Origin of the sequence: Desulfovibrio litoralis DSM 11393 (assembly GCF_900143255.1) — a bacterium.
Classification (GTDB): Bacteria; Desulfobacterota; Desulfovibrionia; order Desulfovibrionales; family Desulfovibrionaceae; genus Frigididesulfovibrio_A; species Frigididesulfovibrio_A litoralis.
On the sequence record NZ_FRDI01000007.1, the window covers coordinates 12,487 to 35,986 of the forward strand.

The window sequence follows — 23,500 nt, forward strand, 5'->3', positions numbered from 1 at the left end:
AATATTTTTAAACCATTATACTGAAAATGCTTGATCATATCTTGATAAAATGCTTAAAACTTATTTATATTACAACTTTTCACGACATATTTCAATGTTTTTAATCACTAACTAATTGCAACCAAGAAGTATGAAGGTTGTACATAAAGAATATCAATTATAAGTCGACTAATTCATAATATTATATTACAATAAAACTAACTGATATAAAATCTGTTTAGAAAGGAATAATACTACAATGTATAACCAAATCAGCCAAGACGAATTAATGGCAACAAAAAATACTTTTCCTTTAAGTTATTCCATATTCCGCTCATACTTCATAATAGCCGTATTAATTATACTTGTTGTCGGTGGTGTGGCTTTTTATGCCAACCAAGAACATAAAACACAAACTATTAAAAATAATGGTCTTACACAATTGCATATTGCAAATAAATTTTTGCAAACCAAACTGGAATATCGAAAACAAGACCTTGCAAAAATTATTAACGTAACACAACAAAGCAAAGAAAAATATTCTCAATTACAAAGAGAGCTTGATTCTCGTGTAAAGTTTTTAAATACAAGCTATATAGAGCTTGTTGATCAAAACGGAAAAAAAACAATCTTTGCCGGAGAAATACCCGATATAACTTCAGCATTAACCAATCAAGCCGTTTCCACTACTCCAAAAGTCTTGGAACAAATGAAAAACGCCCAAGATATTGTTGATATAGTCAGCATAAATAACCAAAATTATTTTCAAGTAGCACAGCCGATTAAACTCGACAAAACAGGTAACGCCACTAACTATTTGTTTATTTATGAAAAAATATCTCCGGAATTGCTCTATACTTTGGAAAAACTCACAGATGTAAAAGTAAACGTAATGACGCCGGAAGCATTTAACGGTAGCTATCAAGCAAATACAACAACAAACTCAAACCAAACCACCACGAGCCAACTGCCTTTTGCATTACCAATAAACATTCCTCAAACAATTGTTTCGAGTAATTTACCAATACAGCTTATCGAAAAAGATGCCGACGGCGTTCAAGTAATGGTCAATTACGGCCCTGTTTTCAACGACAACAAAAATATTATCGGCTATTTGGTAACTTATGATTATAATTTAACACCAAACGAAGCACCGTTTTTTATCTTGTTTTTAAGTATTGCCACAGCTTTAGCTTTTATCGTCATTCTAATCGGAGCTTATAATACACGAAAAGTAAACACCCCGCTAAACGCAATTCATAACGCTTGTGCCAAAGTTTTAGTCGGTACAATTGATTCACTTGAAGGAATAACAAAAGCCTGGGAAACCTATCAAGGGCAAAAACGCCTTGGTGCTATTTACTATCAAATACAAAACGTAATCGCTCTGGTTGGACAGCTAAAACAAAAGATAGAAAATTCCTCTCGAGAAAAAAATGCTTTACTCTTAGATTTTACTGAAAGTAAAGACATCATACAAAAATTAACCCACGATAAAGACCTCGCCGAACAAAACTATGAACAAATCTTTGATGATGCACCGCAAGGGTTGTTCCATATTAATGCCAATGGAGAACTTATTAGGGTTAATAAAAGCTTTTCGGCTTTGTTAGGTTACGACAACCCCGAACAGTTGATCTCAGAAACTCAATCGCTTAGTCGCCATCTTTATTCAGGGATCAAAGAGTGGGAATTAATAAGAACCAATCTTCAAAACACTTCTCTTTATATTAATACGATTAACTTGTTGCGTAAAAATCAAGAGCCTATACACGTTAATATAATTATTAAAATTAAAGGGCAAAACAGTACAAATAACCAAACTGTTTACGAAGGTTCGATTACTGACCTTTCTGAAAAAATGCGTATGCGTGAGTTAGAAAACAAATGTAAAGTAGCAGACTCGGCAAGCACGGCAAAAAGCCAGTTTTTAGCACGCATGAGCCATGAAATAAGAACGCCGCTTAACGCTATTATCGGAATGGCTGAGCTTTTGTCTGAAACAAGGCTAAACGAGGAACAAACAGAATACAACTCTATTTTAAAAAATGCCGGAACCAATCTTTTAGGTGTAATTAATGAAATTCTTGACTTTTCCAAAATAGAATCAGGAAAACTGCAACTTGAAAAAATAGCCGTAGACCTAAAAGAATTAATAAAAGACATACAACAACAATTTAGCCTCCTCACAAGCAATAAAGGTCTTAACTTTATTGTTAATATTGACCCAAATCTACCACAAAAAGTGGCTTGCGACCCTTTAAGATTAAGACAAATTATTAACAATCTTTTGGCAAACGCCCTAAAATTTACTAGCGTTGGCAATATTACCCTTGACGTTAAACTCGACACAAATGCACCAAAAGAAATCGGTGCAAGTACGGTTATCTTTACGATCTCAGATACGGGAATAGGAATTCCGCAAAACAGACAGGCTCAAGTATTTGAAGACTTTACCCAAGCCGATGCCTCAACCGCAAGACAATTTGGCGGTTCAGGGCTTGGTTTGTCTATTTGTAAAATTCTAATTGATATGATGGGCGGAAACATTTCGCTTAGTAGCGAAGAACAAAAAGGAACTTGCATTCAGGTGGTCTTACGCTTGGAAAATCTTCCCGATACCTTGGAAGACGGCTCTAAAATGATTCCTGAGTTGGCTTTGCAAAATACAAACGAAAATAAATACAGCTCAAACATACAAACAGAAGTAACTCAAACTATTGGCGTTCCTATCAATACTCTTGCGTCTCCCAATATTCCACCAAGTAACTCTGCCTCTAACTTTGATCAACAACCTCAAATACGCTATGAAACGCCGCCTTTAAAACAAGAAGCAAAACTACCGGAATATCTGGCTTCGCTCTTTACAGCCGACACAGATTTCAACACAGATTACGGACAAACAGCGGCAACAGAGCGAACAGCTCCGCTTAAAATACTGCATGTTGAAGACAACCTTAACAACAGACAAATATTCTCTCTTTACTTGCGTTCTACCAATCATATGTTAGTAGAAGCACATAACGGGGCGGAAGCCATAGAAGCCTTTAAACATCATACTTTTGATGTAATTTTTATGGATATTGAAATGCCAATAATGGACGGTTATCAAGCAACACGCATTCTAAGAGCAATGGAACAAGAACAAGGGTTACCGCAAACTCCGATTTTGGCGATTACGGCTCATGTTCTGCCGGAGGCAAGAGAACGCATGTTTATGGCGGGTTGTAACGATTTTATTCCAAAACCTTACCATAAAGCAGAAATCTTAAAAATGATTGACAAATATAGTAGTTATAAACAACAATAAACAACACCTCGATTTTATTCAGGGTTTCTCTCATCTTTTACAAGAAATAAAACATATGCCACAAAATACTTATCTTGGAACAAACCTTCCGGAAAAAATATTTGCAATTAACTATAACAAATATAACTATACCGGTAGCCAAAGCCCTTCAACCGGTCTTTTCCCTACCAACGAAGAGTGTTTTTCACTTTGGAAAAAATATGAAATGCCTCAGCATATTCAAGAGCACAGCACAAGTGTTGCCAAAGTAGCCGACACAATCGCCACAATAATTAAAGAACAAAATATTAAGATCAACCTTGACGAAATACACGCCGCCGCCTTATTACACGATCTGGCAAAACATTATTGTATTCAGTTCGGCGGAAGCCATGCTCAACTCGGAGCGTCTTGGGTCATTAAAGAAACAAGAAACCATCGTATCGGTCAGGCGGTTTTACATCATGTTTATTGGCCTTTTACCCCAAACATTTTTGAAGATGCTTGGCTTATGCCCTTAATTATTGTTTATGCCGATAAAAGAGTAAAACATCACCAAATCGTCAGTCTTGAAGAACGTTATGACGATTTAATCAACAGATACGGAAAAACCAAAGAAATTATCGAACGCATAAAATTATCACAAAAACAAGGTACTGATTTAGAAAAAGCCTTGAGCGAACGTTTTGGAGTAAACCTCAATGAATATTCTTTTAATAGCGGGCGGTTGGTCTAGCGAACGTGATGTTTCTTTATCGGGAGCTGTGGGAATAAAATCAGCCTTACAGCGTCTTGGACATCAAGTAACCTTTTTTGACCCAAAAATTTCACTAAACGGTTTAACAAAAGCCGTTAAAAATCAAGATTTTGCCTTTATCAACCTACATGGTTGTCCGGGAGAAGACGGGCTTATCCAAGCCATGCTCGAAGCATTAAAATGTCCTTATCAAGGCAGTAATCCGGCCGGTTCTTTTTTGGCTCTAAATAAAGCCGCCGCAAAAGAATTGTTTCGCCATGCGAACCTTCCAACCGCAGATTGGGAGCTTTTAAGCACCAAACCCCAAAAAAATTGGCGTCCGACTTTTGAATATCCTGTTTTTATAAAATCAAACACAGGCGGTTCAAGTCTCGAACTTGCTAAAATCAATAACGAAACAGAATTAGCAAACAGCTTGGATACGCTTTTAAACAGCCCAAAAGAATTTATTGTCGAACCAAATATAGAAGGCGTTGAAATAACTTGCGGAATTTTAGACGAGACCCCGCTTCCCCCTATCCTTATACGCCCAAAAATCGCCAACTCTGATTTTTTTGATTATAAAAGTAAATATACCAAAGGCGGAGCCGAAGAAATATGTCCCGCACCAATTAGCAAAGAGCTTACCGAAGAAATACAAGCTCTTACTCTTAAAGCTCATAAATTACTCGGTTTAAGCGATTATAGTCGTGCTGATTTTATCTTGGACAAAAACGAAAAACTCTGGCTTTTAGAAGTCAACACACTGCCCGGAATGACTCCCACAAGTTTAATTCCACAAGAAGCCGCCGCTATCGGCTTAGATTATGACGCTTTGGTTTCAAAATTAATTGATTTGGGCTTAAGAAAAAAACAATATCTCAAATAAATATGAGACTTTTACATAATAGGCTCAACCTGAAATAAAAAATTAATTAATTTTTCCTGTAAAATTGGTGAGTTTTGTGCTTTAAGGCGTTTTATGCGATGTGCAAGCAGGGCATAAGAGATAACAAAGAACGCAAAACGGAATTTTACAACGGTCTTTAATATGATAAAGAATAAGAGTCAAAAATGAGATACCGAGTTTCGTCAAAAACTAAAGGCATATCAACAGCACAAGTTGGCAACTTGCAAAAGATCGCTAATATTCCGACTTCCGTGCAAGTTTTTTTAAATCAGCTTTTTGAGTTGCAAGAGGCAAATAATTTATTTGATTCTTATGCCGCTTCGATTATTTTATCGCTTACCAACTGGGATAAAGATACATTTTACGCACTGTTGCTTCAATCGTTATCAAGTCATTTGAATTTAGTTACCATAGAAAGTGCTTTGTTGATTCAAAAAAACAATAACGGCATCAGTAACTTTGTTTTAACTTTTTTAGATAAAGAACAACAGCCTGTTTTTATTCAAGTTTCAACACGAAATATTTACACACAAACTCACAACTCTTATAAAGTTATTGCGACTTTATCGGCTTGTCCCAAAGAAAGTCAAAATTCCAACGATTATTATAAACTTAAAAATATAATTGATCATATCCCGGGCTATGTGGTGCTTATTGATCAAAATCACAATATTGTCTTTGCAAACAAGGCTTTTTCTAATTATTTCGGTTCAATAAAAAACGGTAAATGTTACGAAATAATGAAGCAAAACAAAAATACCTGCACGCCTTGCAACCCTTTTGAAGCCTTTAAGACCGGAACGGTTTCAGTAACCGATTGGTCACCAAAAGACAGACCATGTGCCTTTCGAGTTTATTCTTATCCTTTTGATGATTTAAACAATAACAAACTTTTACTTCAAGTCGGTCTTGATATTACTTCAGATGTAAAAACTCAAGTCGCCCTTAACCAAAGCGAAGAACGCTATCGAACCGTTTCCGATAATTTATCGCTCGGCTTAGCAGTAATGGGAAAAAACCAATTAATCGGTTTAAGCAACTTACGCCTACAAGAATGGTTCGGTTCTAACGCCTCAAGAGGTAAGGCTTTTTTCAACCTTTTTCATGATGAAAAACTCCACAACCCCAACAGCCCTGATTCCCCCGTGCGTTTAACCTTTGAAACCGCCGAAAATCATGAATGCGAAACTTCTCTTATTATAAACAATGAACAAAAATTTTTTCGTCTTAGCTTTTTACCAATAAAAACCCCAAAAGGAAATGTTAGAGCCGTTATCGCCATGCTCGACGACATTACCGAAAGAAAAAAAGTGGAATATCGCCTTGCCCAAGTTAAAAGACTTGAGGGATTAAGCATACTTGCCGCCGGAATAGCCCACGAAATTAATCAACCCCTTTCGGCTGTTCATCTTTACAGTGCCGGTTTAAAGGTTTTACTTGAACAGAAAAAAGACTTGAGCCCTGATAAAATTCAAGAAAGACTAGACCTTATCTTAAAAGAAGCCTCAAAAATAAAAGCAATTATCTCAAACATGAGAGCCTTGGCACTACAAGAAAAAATTCCCGATCTTGAACTTGCTTCTTTGGAACACAGCTTTCATGAAGTAAAAAAACTTTTATCTCAACAATTAAACCAACAAAACATCAAACTAATTAACCACATAGACGCTGAAAATTCTTTTGTTTTAGCCAACAAGGTACAACTTGAACAAGTTTTCTTAAATATTATAAAAAATTCTATAGACGCTTTCTCAAAGCTCAATGCCCCAAAAGACGTAAACAGAATAATCCTTGTAAGATCATATTGTCTTGCCGAACCCAAACAAATTATTCTGCAATTTATCGATAATGGTCCGGGTCTTAAAGGCGACGAAGACAAAATATTTAACCCATTTTTCAGTTCAAGCGTAACACCGCAAAACATGGGGCTTGGTCTTTCAATTGTACATACTTTTGTAGAAAGTTGGGGGGCTGAAATAATTGCTCAAGACCTGACTCAAAGTCCTTTGATTAATGAAAGTAACCTACCTGAATTTCAAGAAAAAAGAGGAAGTCTATTCCAAATTACATGGACTATAAAAGATAATCAAGAATAAAGCGTTGTTGGCGGTTATCTGTTTGACCTTGTAATAACCTTGATTAATAAACAAACTTACGCTATTAAAAAAGAAATTTGTATTAAATCTTAGGAGCTAATATGCCTGCTGAAAATATTATTTTAGAAATGATAGACCATCACGCCAAAGCCGGCATGAACTTAAGAGAGTTATTTTTTAGAGAAAATAGAGAATTAATCAAAACGGTTGGACGAGAAACCGCCTTGTGTCTTGCCGGAGGGAATAAAATACTGCTCTGTGGAAACGGGGGAAGTGCTGCTGATGCTCAACACCTTGCCGCCGAGTTTGTAAACCGTTTTGAGCTCGATCGCCCCCCTCTGCCTGCGATTGCACTGACAACCGATAGTTCAATTTTAACTGCAATAGGTAACGACTTTAGCTTTGAGCAAATTTTTTCCAAACAGGTTCAAGCCTTAGGGAATCAAGGCGATATGCTCTTTGCGATTTCAACTTCGGGAAACAGTACAAATGTTTTAAGAGCGATTGAAGTAGCCAAAGAGAAACAAATGCTCGTTGTCGGTCTAACCGGAAACACAGGCGGAAAAATGGCAAGTGTCTGTGATTATTTATTTAATGTACCTGAAGCAAACACAGCACTCGTACAAGAAATACATATTGCTTTAGAACATTTACTTTGTCGTTTAACTGATTATTATCTTTTTGAAAACGCTCTTTTATTAGAGCCATATTTGTAACAATTATAAAATCAATAAAAATATCGAGGGTTATATGCCTATTTTTGAATTTCGTTGTGAAAAGTGCGGAAATGAATTTGAAGAATTAGTGTTTGGAAATGATCTTCCACCTTGTCCGAAATGTAAGCATAACGTTTGTCAAAAGCTTATTTCAATGGCACAATTTAATGTTCCCGGCCCATCAAGAGCCGGTCAAACCGTTACTTTCCCAAGTTCTGGCGGAGGAAGCAAGTGTGGTGGTTGTAGCGGAGGAGACTGTTCAAGTTGTTAGAAAATCAAGTTATTAATTTTACTGGTTAATAAAAAAATCTGATAATGCAAGTCGGTTGTGTTATCAGATTTTGCTTTATCACAAAGCAATATGTTAATTTTTTTAAGTGCTTATATCTATACTCCCAAGATATAAACATCTTAATCACAAAAAAATACTACATCATATTCACAGGGTCTAAATCAAGATGCATACGGATCTTGTCTTTAAAAGGGTTACTTTGTAAACCGACTTGAAAAATGCGACGTATATGTTGCCAATTTTGAGCTTTTAATAAACAATTATAACGTCTTCTGCCCCTTAACATACTCAAAGGAGCAGGAGCAGGTCCAAGCACGGCAACATCAAGAGTCTCAGCCTCTTTTTTATAAATTTCAGCAAATAATTCCATTGCCTTATAGCCTTCTTTCCATTCTACCGGAAAGCTTAAGCGAATTAACGCCAAGTTTGTAAAAGGCGGATATTTCATACGTTTGCGTTTTTGTAATTCAACTTCAAAAAAACCGCTAAAATCGGTACTTTTGACATAATCCCAGCAATAATGGTTGAGATTTCGAGTTTGAATTAAAACTTTGCCTGCCTTGCTTCCACGTCCGGCACGCCCAGCACTTTGTACAAAAAGCTGAAAACTACGCTCGGTCGCCCGATAATCAGGTAAATTCAACCCTAAATCAGCATCAGCCACAATGGCTAAAGTAACGTCAGGGAAATGATGCCCTTTTGAAAGCATTTGAGTTCCGACCAAAACTTGGGCTTCTTTTCGTGCAAAAGCCGCAAGAATTTCTTCCATACGCCCGGCTCTACGGGCATTATCACGATCAAGACGCAAAATTTTTACATCAGGCGGAAGAATTCCGCTCAAACTTTCTTCCAGCTTCTCCGTACCTTCTCCAAAAGGTACAAAATTCAAGCTCTTACAAGTCGGACAAGGAGCGGGAAAGGCATAATTATAACCGCAATAATGACAAACCACCCGCTCTCTGGCTTTATGATAAGTTAAAGCAATATCGCAATGCGGACATTTTATCGGTTCACTACACTGCATGCAATAAATTAACGGAGCATAACCACGGCGATTTAAAAGAATAACAGCCTGTTCACCCTTATTAATTGTTTCAAGCAAAGCCTCTTGGCTCGGTTTTGCCAAAATTCCATCAGTCGGCGTTAAATGGCGAATATCCACAAGCTCAACCTGTGGAAGTGTTCCTCCGCCAACACGTTCCGGCAAAGAATGTAGAGTTAAACGCCCTTGTTTGGTTGCCTGAAAACTTTTAATATCAGGGGTCGCCGAACCCAATAAAAGCATGGCGTTATATTCTTGTACAATCGCATAAGCCAACTCTTTTGCCTGATAAACCAAACCCTCGTCTTGTTTAAAAGAAGCATCATGTTCTTCGTCCAAAATAATTAAACCCGGATTTTTCAAAGGTAAAAATAACGAAGAACGTGTTCCAATAATCACCAAAGCCTCTTGAGCTTCGGAAACTTGGCGGAAAATCGATTCACGCAAAGTTGGAGTTTGATAACCATGTGATAAAATAATCTTTTGTTGCGGAAAACGTTTTTGCAAATCGTTCTTTAGTTTAATCGCCAAGGCAACTTCGGGAGCAAGCAAGATTACGGAACGCCCTTGGGCCAAACAATGTTTCAATAATTCCAAATAGACAACGGTTTTTCCGCTTCCGGTAATACCGTGTAATAAATGAGAACTTCTCTGGTGAGTATCTAGGGAATCTTTAAGTTTATCCACAACTTCTTGTTGAGCATTGGTCAACTCAAAAGCGGAAACTTCTTCGTTTAATGGAACTTTTTCCCATATTTTCTGAATTTCATCGGCCTCAGCCTCTTCTCCTTGAGCAGGGCGTACTTTAACAAAACCAAGTTCACTTAGGCGTTTGAGGCTTTCGTTTGCCTCCGCCCCTAATTTATCCTGAATAATTTTACGATTTAACGCACCATTTTCCCACAACAATTCAAGTAAAGCAATTTGGCGTTTTGCCGAAGGACGCACCGCCCAAGGCGGATCAACACACAATTCGCAAAGTTCATTTTCAAGCGTATTAATATTACGCTCGATAATTCCTCCCTGACCGCTCGCCCACAATTCAGCAAGCTTGCGATAAGTTTCTTCATCAAAAAAACGCAGCTCCTTTAAAGTATATTTTTTGGGCTTTTGACCGTTAAAAACACAAAGTTTTAACTGGTTAGAGCGTAAACCTATCGGCAAAACAGAAGCTAAAATTTGACCTATCGGTAAAAAGAGACGATGGGAAAGTTGTATTAAAACACGCAGATAAGATTCTGAAAAAAAACTTTTTTTATCTAAAGACCAAATTAAATCTTTAAGCACTATATCTTTGGTTTGAGAATTATTGGTTATTTCTGTTTGGGGTTTTAAAGCGAGTAAAACGCCTATCCTGACGCCACTACCAAGGGGTAAGACCACCCTTTGCCCTACCTTCCAAAATTCTGGAACAAAAACCTTAGGCAGGCTATAGCTTAAAGTAACAAAAGGCGGAGAAAGTAACGCGACCTCGGCGATTAAAGAGACGGGCTGTTCTGTATTCAAAATAGATAAAACCAATTAGAGATTTTTTTGCAAAATTACAACGTTATTTTACAAGAATTTAAAAAAATATCTTAATATAAAACCGGAATAAAGACAAATTATTAATCAACAACCCTTAAAATCAAAAAATATTACAATAAATATCAGTATGTTAATTAAAATAAAAAATATTTACAAAAAAATCACTTTAACACTAGACAAACTTGATTTTTATGTTTATATATAAGTTAAGGATAAAAAGATTAGTTTTATAAAGGTATAAAAAGTATCTCATAAAATTTTAATTCTCAGTACTTCTCTATAAGGAGGTTGTTATGAACATTTTATCTCTACTAAACTCATTCTTTACTTCACTGAGAGAACTTGGTTTAATGATGATTTCTCCAATGTACACATTGCTTGAGAGATTGGCTCCAGAAAATTTAAGGTTTGGCTCAACAACAACTGTTGATGCACCGGAGGCAAAGGTTTTACGCCTCTTGGCTTTCGGAGGGCCCAAAAAAGATATTGTCCTTGCCGGTCTGCCCATGGGCGAATGGGACTAACATAAAAACGTAAGATTAAATATAAAATCAGCTCACTACGCTGAAAGGGAATATAACCCATAAAATATACATATTTGAGCCACCTTAAAAAAGTGGCTCTTTTTTTACGTCTAGTTTTTTTTATAAAGCGAGTGTTTTTTTATAAGTTAAGAGTTCTATAAAGCGGTCTAGGCTGGATATGCCCCTGTGGATTTTAAAATGCTTATACTATTCGGCAACAAAATAATTACCACAGCGCCTTTTCTATAAAAGGGTTCTCGCAAGTATACACTTTTTGATGAATGACAATAGGGTCTGAAATTAAACCAAATCGTTGGTCTTCAGGATAAGTAATGGCTATATAAGGTGTTTTTCCTGCATAAAGTAAAATATCTTCCCATGTATTCCAAATCGTGCAAAGAAAAAAATGACTATACTCATTTTGGTCTGCAATCTGTATATAAGCACCTAGATTGCCATCAATTTCAATAGCTTCTTTTACACCCGTTTGGTCTAAATATTCTTTAAATGCGTTTCTTTGAGTTACAGGAACTACCCCATGCCAAGTCCGTGATATCATTTTAAATTTTCCCCAAACATCTAAAGTCCTAACGCTTGTTTAAAATCCGCTATAAAACAGAGACGTCAGCGTTGTTAATGCCCTTATATCTATAACGCTACTAACTCCATATTTCCCCAAACTCCGATTTTTCCATCACACAACACAAAGACACCTTCCAAGCCTCGGTTTTGCAGGATTTGTACATATGCCAAAACTGAATTCACATCTTTAGCTTTTTTTAAACGATTTCCAACAGCAGTCGCGGCAGCATCAGCCAAAGCACCGTTTTTTGCCCGAATTACCGCCAAATCGCTCTTTCCGAAGCTTAAAGAATGTCCAAATTTTCCCGACGAAGCACAAAAAGAAACCGGACTATCACAAGGATTTACTAAAACCCCAATACTCGCTTGCTCTGCCGGGTCGGTAAGCAAGGCAACAGTTTGTTCTTTTTCACAATACATAAAAGTATCGCCACCATTTTCCACCAAGACTTCAGTAAAATATTGATGTAGCCCCCTGGCAACCGCTTCGGCAATAGCCCCGGCAACACTCGCCATAGGACCAACTTGCATAATCGTGGACGCACTCGTCATTTCTTTAATCAAATCAGAGCCATCAAAACCCAAAACAACAGGTACTAAACTAGTTTTAAACTCAGGTTGCAATAAAATTGTATTTTGAATTTCCGCTCGCAACTCTAAAACTCGCTGTGCAACAAGCTGTTCGCATTTTGTTTGAGCAAGAAAAAGTCCCGCTTCTAAAAATTTAGGACGCAACCCGCCAAGACTCACCCAAAGGTCAGTTTCTTCAACAACAACCTGAAATTTAAACTCGGCGTTTTTCCCGGAAAGCGAACGATAGTCTCTTTTTTGACACATACAATAAAATATTTCAGTGGCTAAAATGGACTTTGAAAAGTTCTAAACGCTTGTTGTTTCTTATCTTTTTCTGACAAAATAGGTTCAGATAAATGCGATGGCAAAGACGGCCAACTAATATCTAAATCAGGATCGTTCCAAGCTATTCCGGAATCGTAATTAGGGGCGTAATAATTATCGACTTTATACATAAATTCGGTATTTGGACTCGTAGTAATATATCCGTGTGCAAAACCACGAGGAATAAACAGACGCAAAAAGTTTTCCGCCGTTAACTCAACGCTAAACCACTTTCCGTAAGTCTTTGAATTTTTACGCAAATCAACAGCCACATCAAACACCGAACCACGAGTAACCCAAATCAGCTTTGCTTGTTCCGCAGGCGGCAACTGAAAATGTAGCCCTCTTAAAACGCCGACTTCAACGGAAAGAGCGTGGTTATCTTGTACAAATTTTGTACCTTTTAATAACGTTTCAAAAATATCTTGACGAAATGACTCTAAAAAAAAGCCTCTTTCATCAAGATGCACTTTTGGTTTTAAGATAACTAAATCTTCAATCGGGGTTTTTTCGATAAACATGAATTCACTCCTGACTCGTTTAATCGTTTATAACTCAAAAAATTTAAAGCTAAAAGAAAAAAATTAAAAAAATATTACTTTTTTCTTGCCAAACATATAAAAATACAGTAGGTAATTTCTTGCTAGTTCGGAAGGGTGGCAGAGCGGTTTAATGCGGCGGTCTTGAAAACCGTTGAGGGTGTGAGCCCTCCGAGAGTTCAAATCCCTCCCCTTCCGCCAGCTTATTAGCAAATTTTTGGGCAACTTTTCTAGGTATAATATTAACCGAACAAGTTGCCCTTTTTTTATTACTTTTTTATTCTGGAAAGCTTTCATGTTATCAGACTTTTTAAAAGGTAAAAAACCACTGTGGCTGACTTTTTTGGTGGTGGTTCTGCTCCACTATGCCTATATACAACTCATTTCATATGCTGACTCTTTTAACGTCAAACTAGGCTTCGTCTTAACAGGCATCGGAGTGCCCTTACTCCTGATTTTATTAAGAGCTTTGTGGAAAAGTTCAGAAACACAACGCAATACTTTATTACAATTCTTCGCTCAATTATATTTATTTTTGACTCTTGCGTATATAATCGTCATGCTAATGCTTGCCATATATTTAGGAACAATGTACTTACGCTTAAATAAATGGGTAGTACCACAATGGATCTGAACTCTCGAAAACTCACATTCGCTTTATTCTTTGTATTAATTGCGTTGAAAGCATTAGAATACTACGGATTGCTTCGAAATAGTACATCATATTATTATTTTGATGTTGTCATCATAATTTCTGATTTAGTTCAAAAAATTATCCTTACAAGAATTCCGGTATATATGTTTTTTACATTGCTGATATCCGGAACTCTTTGGTTGATGTTGCGAAAACAATTAACTTTTATTTATCTTACTAATATAACTTTATTAGTTATGATTCTCCTTGCTGTTTATGAAAAGCTAGGTTCATTTTTGGTGAAAATATTATTATATATAATCTATGAATTAAAAATTTAAAATAGCTTTCAATACATTTTTTCAACGAGCATAAGCACTATTTATAACACACAAAAAAACAAAAAGCCCAAACGGCTATTGTTCGGGCTTTGTTCTTTCAGGAGAGAATCAAGCTTATTTAGGGGGACAAGCTGAAATTGAAAGAAAGAAGTTGATATCAAGGTTAGGGACAATGTATCAAACTTACTTTCTATTAAGCATTAAGCGTGCCAAAAAAACAATAGCGATAACATATTGAAATAATTTACTTTAAACTCAAGCTACGCAAACAACAAAAACCATACTGTGCGATTTTAAGCGAACACATCTTTAAATCGTGCGATTTCGCACGGAAAAGAACTAATGCCTGACGTTCTAAAACACACACTGAAAAAAATTAAACAGTAAAACACAAAAAAACAAAAAGCCCAAACGGCTATTGTTCGGGCTTTGTTCTTTCAGGAGAGAATCAAGCTTATTTAGGGGGACAAGCTGAAATTGAAAGAAAGAAGTTGATACCAAGGTTAGGGACAATGTATCAAAACTTACTTTCTATTAAGCATTAAGCGTGCCAAAAAATCAACAATGATAACATATTGAAATAATTTATTTTAAACTCAAGCTACGCAAACAACAAAAACCATACTGTGCGATTTTAAGCGAACACATCTTTAAATTGTGCGGTTTCGCACGGGAATTAAAAACAATCTATTGAGGAATATACGCCTTGACAGATTCAAGATATTCTTCATCTAATAACCTGATTTGCTTAAATATATTATCAACAGCACAGTCAAGCTCTGCTAACCCGGCGGAGTTTTCAACAACAAAATCAGAATTTTCTTTTTTCTTTTCTTCGTCCCACTGCCAAGAGGTGAACAACGCAATATCTTCTTCCGACAATCCACGTCGTTTTAAACGCTCTTCCCTAATCTTTTTATCACAACAAACACTAATAATTATAGGCTGATATGGAGTTTTAATTGTTTTTTTGTCTAATGTTAGCGTTTGCATTATTTGACAAGGCTCTGTAAACGTTTCAAAAATTTGTTTAGCTTCAAAAAACAAAGGAATTTCAGCAACAGAAAATAAAGCATCATCATCTAACATCGCTGATTTATTCCAAAAATTTTCCAAAGCATGTTTCACTAAAGGGTGTACAAACTCCTCTAAATCACGCTTTACCTTTGGGTTTTGTTTAATGAAATCAAAGAGCTTTCTTTTATCTACAGCTTTTTTATCAAAGTCATAAAAACTTTTTTCGCTTAATTCTTCATCGCTTTCATAAATACGTGTAAAACGCCCACCATATAACTTGTCTATTAAAAGCCACCCTTCGTTATCAGGTTGATATAATTCACTAACGACTTTATCAGCACTAAAAATAGTTATCCCACGTTTCGCAAAAGCCTGTAAAACAGTACTCTTCCCCGCTCCTGCCGAACCTGTTAAAATAACCCGCCAAGGTCGCTTGGCACACGCAGTCAAAGCCTCAATAAAATCCCTCGGTGGAGAGACATTAAAAGAACTTAAGCCTGTTTCCTCTTTATCCTGACTATTCAAAGAAGAACATTCGTGCGTTTTCGCACATAATTTTGGATATTCAAATTCTATATGCCAAGCATGGAGCATTTGACGCTTAACTTTTTTAAAAGCCGCTTGTTTGGCTTGATAAGCTTTTACAATTTCGCTTTCATAAACTTTATCGCCCAGCAAGGGGTGTCCGATCGCACTAAAATGCACCCTAATTTGATGAGTACGCCCTGTAACGATCTCAACTTCGACTAAACTAAACAGCCCAGATGGCTCAACCCAAAGCTTTTTCCAATAAGTCAAAGCTTCTTTTCCGCCTTTATTTAAGGGTAAAACGGCACGTCGTGTTTTAAAGTTCGGGTCTCGTCCAAGCGGAAGTTCAATCGTTCCACTCTCACCTTTTGGTTCGCCATAAACCAAAGCCAAGTATTTTTTATGCACCTTACGCTCTGAAAAAGCACGGCTTAACGCCAAGCTTATAGGCTCGGACAAAGCAACAAGCACAAGCCCGCTCGTGTCTTTATCCAAACGATGAACAATTCCCGGACGCAAGCCTTCCATTTTTGCCAATTGAGGATATGCGTTTAAAAGACGCTGAACCAAAGTATTTTCTTTTTGACTTTCACAAGGATGAACAGTCAGCCCCGCCTCTTTATTAACAACAAGAATATCACCAACTTGAGCTACTATCTCAAGCTGACCGGCTTCAGGAACTAAAGAACTTTCCGTAAGTTCAGGTTTAAAACAAACAAAATCATCAACATGCAAAGCCTGTTTCGGAATTAAACAAAGTTGTCCGTTTACGCTGACCTGTCCGGATAAAATCGCTTTTTTAATTTTTTCCCGTGAAACAGTATATTTCTGTATAAGATTTAACTGTTCCGCCAAAAAAATATCTAAACGTTTTGTCGCTTTTAATACGGAGAAAGAAACTTCTTTATTGTCCATTTAATTCAGATGCTGTTATTTTCGTTTTCTCAGGTGGAACAAAAGGCGTTAATTGCCCTAAACCCGTTTGCAGGTTTTCTCTAAAGTTTACAACGCCCGCCTCGCTACCAAGACCTATATCCGCTTGGCGAGAATGCACAATAATATGTCCAACGGCAACAAGTGCTTCAAACAAATGCGGCTCCGAAACCTCTTCCATACGTGCAAAAAGAGCGTCTTGTTTAATATCGACCATAAAGCCCAATTGGCTCAAAACCTCACCTAAGGTATTAGCTCTTGCTTTACGCTTTGCCAAATTTGAAGCCCCGCCTTTAAAGTGAAAATTCAAATAATTTTCGACATCATTTTTTCCGCTTTGAGCCTCAACCGTACAAAAGTGATAGCCAAACGAAGCCTGAAGCGTGCAATAATTTCGACTAATCAAGAAATAATTACGAGCTGACATAGAATTATTACCTTGTCTACTTAGTTCAAGCTCAGGATTAATCGCACTTTCAGCCATTAACGCCATAAAGCCAACCGAAGTTGTAGCGGGCGGACCCGCCCAAGGAACAGCCGACATACCGTGCCATAAAGCCAACATAGGCAAGGAGGCAATATTTGAGATATCAACGGTTTTTGTCGGAACATCTTCGTAAAAACCGTCTCCAAGATTAATAATCCAATATTGCAATTTATGTTTGGCAACAAGCTGTTTCCCGGCACGCAAGTGATCGGTTGAATTTGTATTAAAAAATTCCGTAACCGCTTTTTCATGACAAAAACGTGTAATATCATGCAAGGTTTGACAAAAAGCCGGTGCAAACTCAGGCGTATTTGGCGACAATAAATTTAAAGGAATGATTAATTCGCTCACTTCGGCTAAAGTTTTATAAACAGGACTATTTGATAAAACAGGTAAAAGCCGTTCACCCTCACTCACCACAGGAATATTTTCCGCTTTACCTTGATATATTTTCGCAGCAAAAGCATCAACGGTAACATAGGCAGCATCAGGAGGCGAAGGTAGTTGGTCTAAATCTTTATTATTTTTTATTTCAGCCTGATATGCACGATAAACTTTATCGGCGTTCTGCAATTTTGCCAAAACTCCATTTGCGTTAAAAACCGCGGGAATCCCATATTCTCTGGCAACGCTTGCCAAGTGTCCGGCGGCTCCCCCGGTTTCGGCGATAACTGCCGAAGCTTTGGATAAAAGCACAGCCCAACGAGAATGTGCCTGGTGTACAACCAAAACAGCTCCGGTGGGAAATTCAAGAATATCAGACTCTAAACGTACAATACGCACAACGCCCGTGCTTATTCCGGGGCTGGCGGTAATTCCGCCTTCTGATAAAAGAGGTAAGCCCGGGTTAAAAGCTTCTTCGCTTTCTTCTCTTGCCTTTGGCAGAGGTCTGCTTTGTAAAATAATAATATTATTGTTTAAATCAATTGCCCATTCCACATCTTGAGGGACTCCGTAAAACTCTTCCGCCTCTACGACAATCTTACTCAACATAAAAATTTGTTCATCGGTCAAAGAAGAAGCAACAGCGGTTTCAGCGTCCAGAGTGATTTTTTCCAAACCGTTTTCCGAACAAATAAGTTTATATTCTTTATTACCGATACTTCTTTTTAAAACGCTAAATTGTTCTTCCAAGCTCTTGCTTGGGTCTAACTTAGACGGTCTTTTTACGCTAAACACATCAGGAGACGTATCGCCGTCAACAACAGTTTTAGGCAAGCCCCAACTAGAGTTGATTACAACGTAATCAGCCTTGGCACACATAGGGTTTCGACTATAAGCAACCCCGCCGGCTAAGGCATTAACCATAATTATACAACCAACACACATAGGGACGTCTTCGTCAACCAAACCGTGATTCGCGCGATAGGTAATTCCCTGAACGCTATATTTACTTGAAAAAACTTCTTTTACTTTTCTAATCACATCATTAGGGGAAACATTTAATACGGAAGTATATTGACCGGCAAAAGAGGTTTCTCCGCCGTCTTCGTCTAAAGCCGAGCTACGCACGGCAAATTTGGCGTTTGGATATTTTTTTTCCAATTCGGCAATTGCTTGTTCTATCTGTACTTCCAACGCACGAGGAAAAACAGCCTCTTTAATGAGTTTTTGAATATTTAAACTCAAAGCAAAAACTTCGTCCAATTCTTTAGCGTTAGCACTTTGAATCAAACGTCTAACTTCGTCTCTTAAGCCGTTATGACGCACAAATTCACGATAACCACTCGCTGTAACAACAAAACCATCAGGCACGGAAAAATGTAAGCTTTTGGCGACTTCTGCCAAATTTGCCATTTTTCCTCCAACCTCAGTAATTAAATCGACGCCGGCTTGGTTTAAAGGAATAATCAAAGGGGCGTTGGCTTTAAGCGGTTGGTTTGCTTTTGCTTCAACTACTTTGAGAATATCACCGCTGATTAAAGAAAAACGGTTAAACAGATCAAGATACGCATCACCTGCCAAGGTATTTAACGCTTCAATCATACGATAAACGTTAATGCTAACCTGTGTGGTTTGGCTACGGACATAACTCATATCAAAGGGAGTTTCTCCCGATAATCTTGCTTCCATATCTGCCATAATTTCTAATGCGCGTTTATTGGCGGAAAGCAAAACTCGAAACTGTTTGCAACGAGCGTTAAAGGCATCTTTTAATGCCTCAACGGCGGCCGACTTTCGCCTTTCTTTTTCTGTTTTTCTTTTTTTATAATCAAAAAAAGATAAAAGCTGATTAAATATAGACATAAATATTCTGCTTAATGTTTTATTATTTCGTTTAAACGAAAAATTAAGTCGTTAATAGCAACAGGTTTCATAATATAATCAGCCGCACCGGTTTCAACGGCAGATAACGCCGTATTAACTCCCGCATGACCGGATAAGACAACGACAGGCAAATCAGGTTTTAATACTTTGATCCGTTTTAATAATTCAAGGCCGTCAATTTCAGGCATTTTAACATCTAAGACCACGGCGTCAAACTCTTCTTTTTTCAATAAATCCAACGCCTTTAAACCACTGGTAAAAGTAGTAATCGCTATATTACGCTTTTCAAAGCGTTGTTGCATCAATTCTAAAAATTCACTTTCATCATCAATCATTAATATATGCATTCTACCCCTGCCTTTGTTATGCAGTTATTTAAACCGTATTATATCTAAACAAACCAAGACAAATAAAGATTTTGAAAAGTATTATACCAAAAGCATTTTTTTACGGCAAGACAAAATCGCAAACAAATATACTTAAAACGCTTATAACCTCAACATAATCTTAATCTTCATAGCCAAAAATACGCAAAGGTAACGTTAATACACTTTTAGTAATTTGAAATACGGAAGTCGGTACAGCTTGTAAACCCTTTACGGAAACTTCGGGGTTTGAGAGCGAACCGGTTACGGTTACGGGAATAGTCGGGCCTTTAATTACAATAACATTAATGCGAGTATCAATTGTGCGTTTGTTTAAGTCTATTGTTGCCCTACCGTTCATTTCGAGCAAACCGGAATTAAGTTTAAAGTTATCTGTTTTAATAACACCGTTAGTCATAGCTCCGCTTGCAGTCGCAAGACTAAAAGAAGTTCCGCTGCTTTTTCGTTTTTTAGTGTCATTAACGTTTGGCGGATCAGTAAAATATTGCCCGTCTTTAAACTGTATATTCCAAGGACCGGAAACACCAGACGGAATATCGTCCATACTTTTTGCGACCCCGGAAAGATTGGTATTTAAAAACATCTTGCCTGTTGCATATTCTTTTTCGAACAAAGAGATCATAAATCTTGAAACATTAACCTGTTCCGCATTTATATTTAAAGCACTAACCAAAGCGTTGTTTTCAACTTTTGAGCTTAGATCAAGTTTAAAATGACCGTCATACAATTTTGAACTAACGGGTTTTAAGTTAATTCGCCCATCAGCCACCGAAAGATCAGCCTTAAGATTGTTAAAGTCGAGCTTAAAAATGCGTAAATGTTCCGCATTTAAACTTGCCTGTATTTTATTTTCATATAGTGGAGTAAAATTCCAAGGCTTTGCTTTGGGTTTTTCGCTTGTTTTGTTTTCTGATTCAGGCTTTGATTTTTCTCTATAATCATCAAAGTTAAAAGACCCCAAGCTTAAACTTAGCTTCCAGTCATATTTTGGAGCAAGTTTGTTATTCGCATCAGCCGAACCAAGCACCTTTTTTTCAAGGTCAAATTTAAAAGGCGTCAAATCTAACTTGCCTTGCATATTTTTAATTTTAAGGGCTTCACCCTTAGCATTAATATCCGCAGAACAGTCAAGGTTATTTAACATTTTTTCATTTTTTGGAACGGCTAACCCAAGACCGGAATTTAGCCCGGTTCCGTCTAAAAAGTCTCTTAATTTATTAGATTTAAAGCCCAAACTCATATCGTAAACAGTATCAGTATTAACAACTTGCCCTCTATCGTTAAGGCTTCTGTTCCCCCACAATCTTTCGGCTTTAAACTTTCCGGTGATTGTAGAGTTAAACAAGCTTAAATTCATTTTATCGAGGCTAAGCCCTTTTCTCTCTAGTTGAAGATTTAATATTCCACGCAAGCCCATATTAAGCGGGCGTTCTTGTTCAAAACTTTTAAAGGTTCCACGAGAATAGGTTTCAAAATCTATATTTTCAACTTTAGTAAACTTCTGAGCTTCTAAATCCATTAAAACAGGCGTATTAAATTTAGCTTTTTTTATAACAAACTGATTAAAGGTTAGCCCGCCAATATCAAAAGGACCTTGAATATCCGCAGTCAATTCGCCGCTTAAATTAAGTATGCGTTTAATATTTTCTATGCGTAAATTTTTTGCACTGACTAAAAGCCTTGCGAAAGGCAACTCCATATCTCCAAAGCTTGACTTATTTCCCTGTTTCTTAATATCTCCCCCGCCAATAATAACCAGTTTAAACGGATCAACATTCTGCAAATCTGCATCAGCAGTAACAACTTTTCCAACCAATAGCCCATTAAAGTTTAGGTTTGCCCTACCTTTAGTATTCACCACATCAGACAACAACACAGTCATAGGTTCGGTATTAATATTTTGCAATTTGGCTCTAATTACAACGTCTTTGGTAAGATCAAGATCCACCACCCCCGTTCCGCCATAAACATTACCCACTTGAGCATTTAAAGCGACTAATTTTTTAGTCATATCCGGAAATATGCGTACTTTTATAGTGTCAATATCAAATAAATTTACCTTTGCTTTTTTGGCAAAAATCAAAATATTAAAAGGAAATTCACCAAAATCTGAAACCCTGGAGTTAGGCCCGAAAAAAGGCAAAGGCGGTAAAGAGGTTAAAGGAGGCGGCTCTTTATAACCACCTTGTTTTTCTGAAGGTGAAAGATCGGGAATAACCCTATTTGCATCAACAAAATCGGTATTTAAACTTAAATATAAAGAGGGTTTCAAAAAGTTAGGCACAATACCAAGACCACTAATCTTAACATATGGCGTCTTAATATTATCTGAGGAAAACGCAAAGTGGCTTCCAACCCCTAGAGCATTAACATTTCCGCCGGCTTTGTTCAAAGTATGTTGCAAACCGTTTGGAAGTTTACGCGTAAAACCGAGCCAGCGAGTTAAGCTGAAATTATTAACCGACAACTCTACGATAGTAAGCGGAGTAAAAGTAAATAAATTATAAACATTTATATGTCCGTAAGCACTTAATCCATCGCCATTGACTTCAAGTTTTGAAATATTTAAACTTTGATCGGTCAAACTTAAATCTGCGTCCAAGCCTAATCTCAAACGCCCAAAGATAGAGCCTTTTGGACTTGAATATTTATCTGAATAGAGGTTAAGCGAGAGTTTTGGCGAACTTAACTTTAATTTGCCTTGTTCTTGATCTTGCAACGCAAAAGGGAGGCTGAGTTTTGTATCAAGTGTAAAGTTTATAGGTGGAGAATCAGGTTGTTCCACGACCTCAGCAGGCATTTTTAAATCAGTTTCAATTGTTAATTCCGCAAGCTGAGGAAACTTGTCGTCATCTTGGTCTGTAATACTAAAAGAAATATTTAAGTCATTAACATCATACCACTCTGTTTTTGTGCTTTCAAAATAAAAACGCCCTTTATTAATTTCTATCTTGTCCAAGCTTGGCAAAATCGGTTTTAACAAGGCATAAAGCTTCATTTCTATCCTATCTTGCAGATCTATATCTGGAGAGGTGAATGACTCCGTCTTGTTTGTGCCTGCTTCAAGCGTATCGGTATCTGCCTTAATAGTTGCATTCTGAGTGTTTTGAGCAATTGTTGCATTTTGAGCAATACCCGATTGTATGACAGACAAAGTAGAGTTTGTGCTTAGTTGTGTTGCATTTTGCCCTGCATTTAGCATTACCGAGCTAGAATTAGTCGAAGAAAGAAAATTTGTAGAAGAGCTATTAGTTTCTTTTAAATTTGATTTTTCATAATCAGGCGTGTTTTGAACCTGAAGCTGTTTTATCAACGCAAGCAGGCTGTTTTCTCCATTTTCGTTAACAATGGCATAAACTCTCGGTCTATAAATCGAAACTTCTTTAAGCTTGACCGAACCCGTCAATAAAGCAACTAAGTCTATTCTTAAATTTAAGCGTGGAATTCTGATTAAAGAGACAGTAGACTTAAACCCCGAGGGTTGTTCGATTAATATACCTCTTACTTCTATACCCGGCCCCGAAGAAATAAGGGTAAAGCGAGCCGGACCTAAAATAGTAAACTTTAACCCGCTAACTTTACTTAAAGCACCGGCAATACGTTCGGATAAAAAACGAGAATCAACAAAAATACTCAGTAACACAGCACAAATGCCAAGCCACACAGTAAGTTTTATTAAAGTTCGTATAAATAATTTAAAGTTTTGCCACATACTCAAAACCATTGCAAAACTCCGTTTTGCGTACTTTTGTCATCTTTTTTATGTGTTGTATACAC

15 protein-coding genes and 1 tRNA gene are annotated in these 23,500 nt (G+C 37.1%); 8 read left to right on the plus strand and 8 right to left on the minus strand.

The genetic code is table 11. From position 1 onward, the window contains the following. The first annotated feature begins 238 nt into the window (after positions 1–238). From BT999_RS07940 to BT999_RS07965, 6 genes are all read left to right on the plus strand, one after another. Complete coding sequence (locus BT999_RS07940; protein ID WP_072697257.1) at positions 239–3,289, plus strand: ATP-binding protein; 3,051 nt, start codon at positions 239–241, stop codon at positions 3,287–3,289. A 55-nt stretch (positions 3,290–3,344) separates the two neighbouring features. Then, the gene (locus BT999_RS07945; RefSeq protein ID WP_072697340.1) at positions 3,345–4,004 is read left to right on the plus strand and encodes an HD domain-containing protein; all 660 of its coding nucleotides are present in this window, start codon (positions 3,345–3,347) and stop codon (positions 4,002–4,004) included. Then, positions 3,970–4,893 (plus strand): D-alanine--D-alanine ligase family protein, encoded by a 924-nt coding sequence (locus tag BT999_RS07950; protein ID WP_072697258.1) that lies wholly within the window; start codon positions 3,970–3,972, stop codon positions 4,891–4,893. Before BT999_RS07945 ends, BT999_RS07950 begins: the two co-directional genes overlap by 35 nt. Positions 4,894–5,078: 185 nt before the next feature. Next, entirely contained in the window at positions 5,079–7,010 is a 1,932-nt protein-coding gene (locus tag BT999_RS07955; RefSeq protein ID WP_072697259.1) for a PAS domain-containing sensor histidine kinase, read from the plus strand. Between the two features lie 101 nt (positions 7,011–7,111). After that, a complete protein-coding gene (locus tag BT999_RS07960; protein WP_072697260.1) occupies positions 7,112–7,726 on the plus strand; it encodes a D-sedoheptulose 7-phosphate isomerase in 615 nt (204 codons plus the stop codon). A gap of 34 nt (positions 7,727–7,760) precedes the next feature. Further along, the gene (locus tag BT999_RS07965; RefSeq protein ID WP_072697261.1) at positions 7,761–7,997 is read left to right on the plus strand and encodes an FmdB family zinc ribbon protein; all 237 of its coding nucleotides are present in this window, start codon (positions 7,761–7,763) and stop codon (positions 7,995–7,997) included. Between the two features lie 157 nt (positions 7,998–8,154). Here BT999_RS07965 and priA read toward each other — a convergent pair whose 3' ends face one another. Beyond that, on the minus strand, positions 8,155–10,566 hold the full coding sequence (gene priA, locus BT999_RS07970) for a replication restart helicase PriA (RefSeq protein ID WP_072697262.1): 2,412 nt from the start codon (positions 10,564–10,566) through the stop codon (positions 8,155–8,157). Positions 10,567–10,880: 314 nt separating this feature from the next. Between priA and BT999_RS07975 the strand changes: the two genes are divergently transcribed. Beyond that, positions 10,881–11,111: a hypothetical protein gene (locus tag BT999_RS07975; RefSeq protein ID WP_072697263.1), complete on the plus strand. Its 231-nt coding sequence runs from the start codon at positions 10,881–10,883 to the stop codon at positions 11,109–11,111. Between the two features lie 226 nt (positions 11,112–11,337). On the opposite strand, the gene BT999_RS07980 is transcribed toward BT999_RS07975, so the two are convergent. From BT999_RS07980 to rfbC, 3 genes are all read right to left on the minus strand, one after another. Beyond that, positions 11,338–11,670: a hypothetical protein gene (locus BT999_RS07980; RefSeq protein WP_072697264.1), complete on the minus strand. Its 333-nt coding sequence runs from the start codon at positions 11,668–11,670 to the stop codon at positions 11,338–11,340. An 89-nt stretch (positions 11,671–11,759) separates the two neighbouring features. Beyond that, positions 11,760–12,530 (minus strand): UPF0280 family protein, encoded by a 771-nt coding sequence (locus BT999_RS07985; protein ID WP_072697265.1) that lies wholly within the window; start codon positions 12,528–12,530, stop codon positions 11,760–11,762. A gap of 20 nt (positions 12,531–12,550) precedes the next feature. Then, positions 12,551–13,111, minus strand: a complete 561-nt coding sequence (gene rfbC, locus BT999_RS07990; protein ID WP_072697266.1) for a dTDP-4-dehydrorhamnose 3,5-epimerase — start codon at positions 13,109–13,111, stop codon at positions 12,551–12,553. Positions 13,112–13,240: 129 nt separating this feature from the next. Between rfbC and BT999_RS07995 the strand changes: the two genes are divergently transcribed. Continuing rightward, a tRNA-Ser gene (locus BT999_RS07995) sits at positions 13,241–13,330 on the plus strand. 1,461 nt (positions 13,331–14,791) lie between these two features. Here BT999_RS07995 and BT999_RS08010 read toward each other — a convergent pair. From BT999_RS08010 to BT999_RS08025, 4 genes are all read right to left on the minus strand, one after another. Continuing rightward, on the minus strand, positions 14,792–16,564 hold the full coding sequence (locus BT999_RS08010; RefSeq protein WP_072697269.1) for a dephospho-CoA kinase: 1,773 nt from the start codon (positions 16,562–16,564) through the stop codon (positions 14,792–14,794). Continuing rightward, the gene (locus tag BT999_RS08015) at positions 16,554–19,316 is read right to left on the minus strand and encodes a PEP/pyruvate-binding domain-containing protein (protein ID WP_072697270.1); all 2,763 of its coding nucleotides are present in this window, start codon (positions 19,314–19,316) and stop codon (positions 16,554–16,556) included. Before BT999_RS08015 ends, BT999_RS08010 begins: the two co-directional genes overlap by 11 nt. Before the next feature lie 11 nt (positions 19,317–19,327). After that, positions 19,328–19,684, minus strand: a complete 357-nt coding sequence (locus BT999_RS08020) for a response regulator (RefSeq protein ID WP_072697271.1) — start codon at positions 19,682–19,684, stop codon at positions 19,328–19,330. Between the two features lie 160 nt (positions 19,685–19,844). After that, the gene (locus BT999_RS08025) at positions 19,845–23,447 is read right to left on the minus strand and encodes an AsmA family protein (RefSeq protein ID WP_072697272.1); all 3,603 of its coding nucleotides are present in this window, start codon (positions 23,445–23,447) and stop codon (positions 19,845–19,847) included. Between the last annotated feature and the right edge of the window lie 53 nt (positions 23,448–23,500).

Bases quoted from the DNA above. Each gene is read 5' to 3' on its own strand.
- BT999_RS08010 (WP_072697269.1), bottom strand. From the start codon at position 16,564: ATGGACAATAAAGAAGTTTCTTTCTCCGTATTAAAAGCGACAAAACGT.
- BT999_RS07940 (WP_072697257.1), top strand. From the start codon at position 239: ATGTATAACCAAATCAGCCAAGACGAATTAATGGCAACAAAAAATACT.
- BT999_RS07985 (WP_072697265.1), bottom strand. From the start codon at position 12,530: ATGTGTCAAAAAAGAGACTATCGTTCGCTTTCCGGGAAAAACGCCGAG.
- BT999_RS07950 (WP_072697258.1), top strand. From the start codon at position 3,970: ATGAATATTCTTTTAATAGCGGGCGGTTGGTCTAGCGAACGTGATGTT.
- BT999_RS08025 (WP_072697272.1), bottom strand. From the start codon at position 23,447: ATGGTTTTGAGTATGTGGCAAAACTTTAAATTATTTATACGAACTTTA.
- BT999_RS07975 (WP_072697263.1), top strand. From the start codon at position 10,881: ATGAACATTTTATCTCTACTAAACTCATTCTTTACTTCACTGAGAGAA.
- BT999_RS08015 (WP_072697270.1), bottom strand. From the start codon at position 19,316: ATGTCTATATTTAATCAGCTTTTATCTTTTTTTGATTATAAAAAAAGA.
- BT999_RS08020 (WP_072697271.1), bottom strand. From the start codon at position 19,684: ATGCATATATTAATGATTGATGATGAAAGTGAATTTTTAGAATTGATG.
- BT999_RS07945 (WP_072697340.1), top strand. From the start codon at position 3,345: ATGCCACAAAATACTTATCTTGGAACAAACCTTCCGGAAAAAATATTT.
- BT999_RS07960 (WP_072697260.1), top strand. From the start codon at position 7,112: ATGCCTGCTGAAAATATTATTTTAGAAATGATAGACCATCACGCCAAA.
- BT999_RS07965 (WP_072697261.1), top strand. From the start codon at position 7,761: ATGCCTATTTTTGAATTTCGTTGTGAAAAGTGCGGAAATGAATTTGAA.
- BT999_RS07955 (WP_072697259.1), top strand. From the start codon at position 5,079: ATGAGATACCGAGTTTCGTCAAAAACTAAAGGCATATCAACAGCACAA.
- BT999_RS07980 (WP_072697264.1), bottom strand. From the start codon at position 11,670: ATGATATCACGGACTTGGCATGGGGTAGTTCCTGTAACTCAAAGAAAC.
- rfbC (WP_072697266.1), bottom strand. From the start codon at position 13,111: ATGTTTATCGAAAAAACCCCGATTGAAGATTTAGTTATCTTAAAACCA.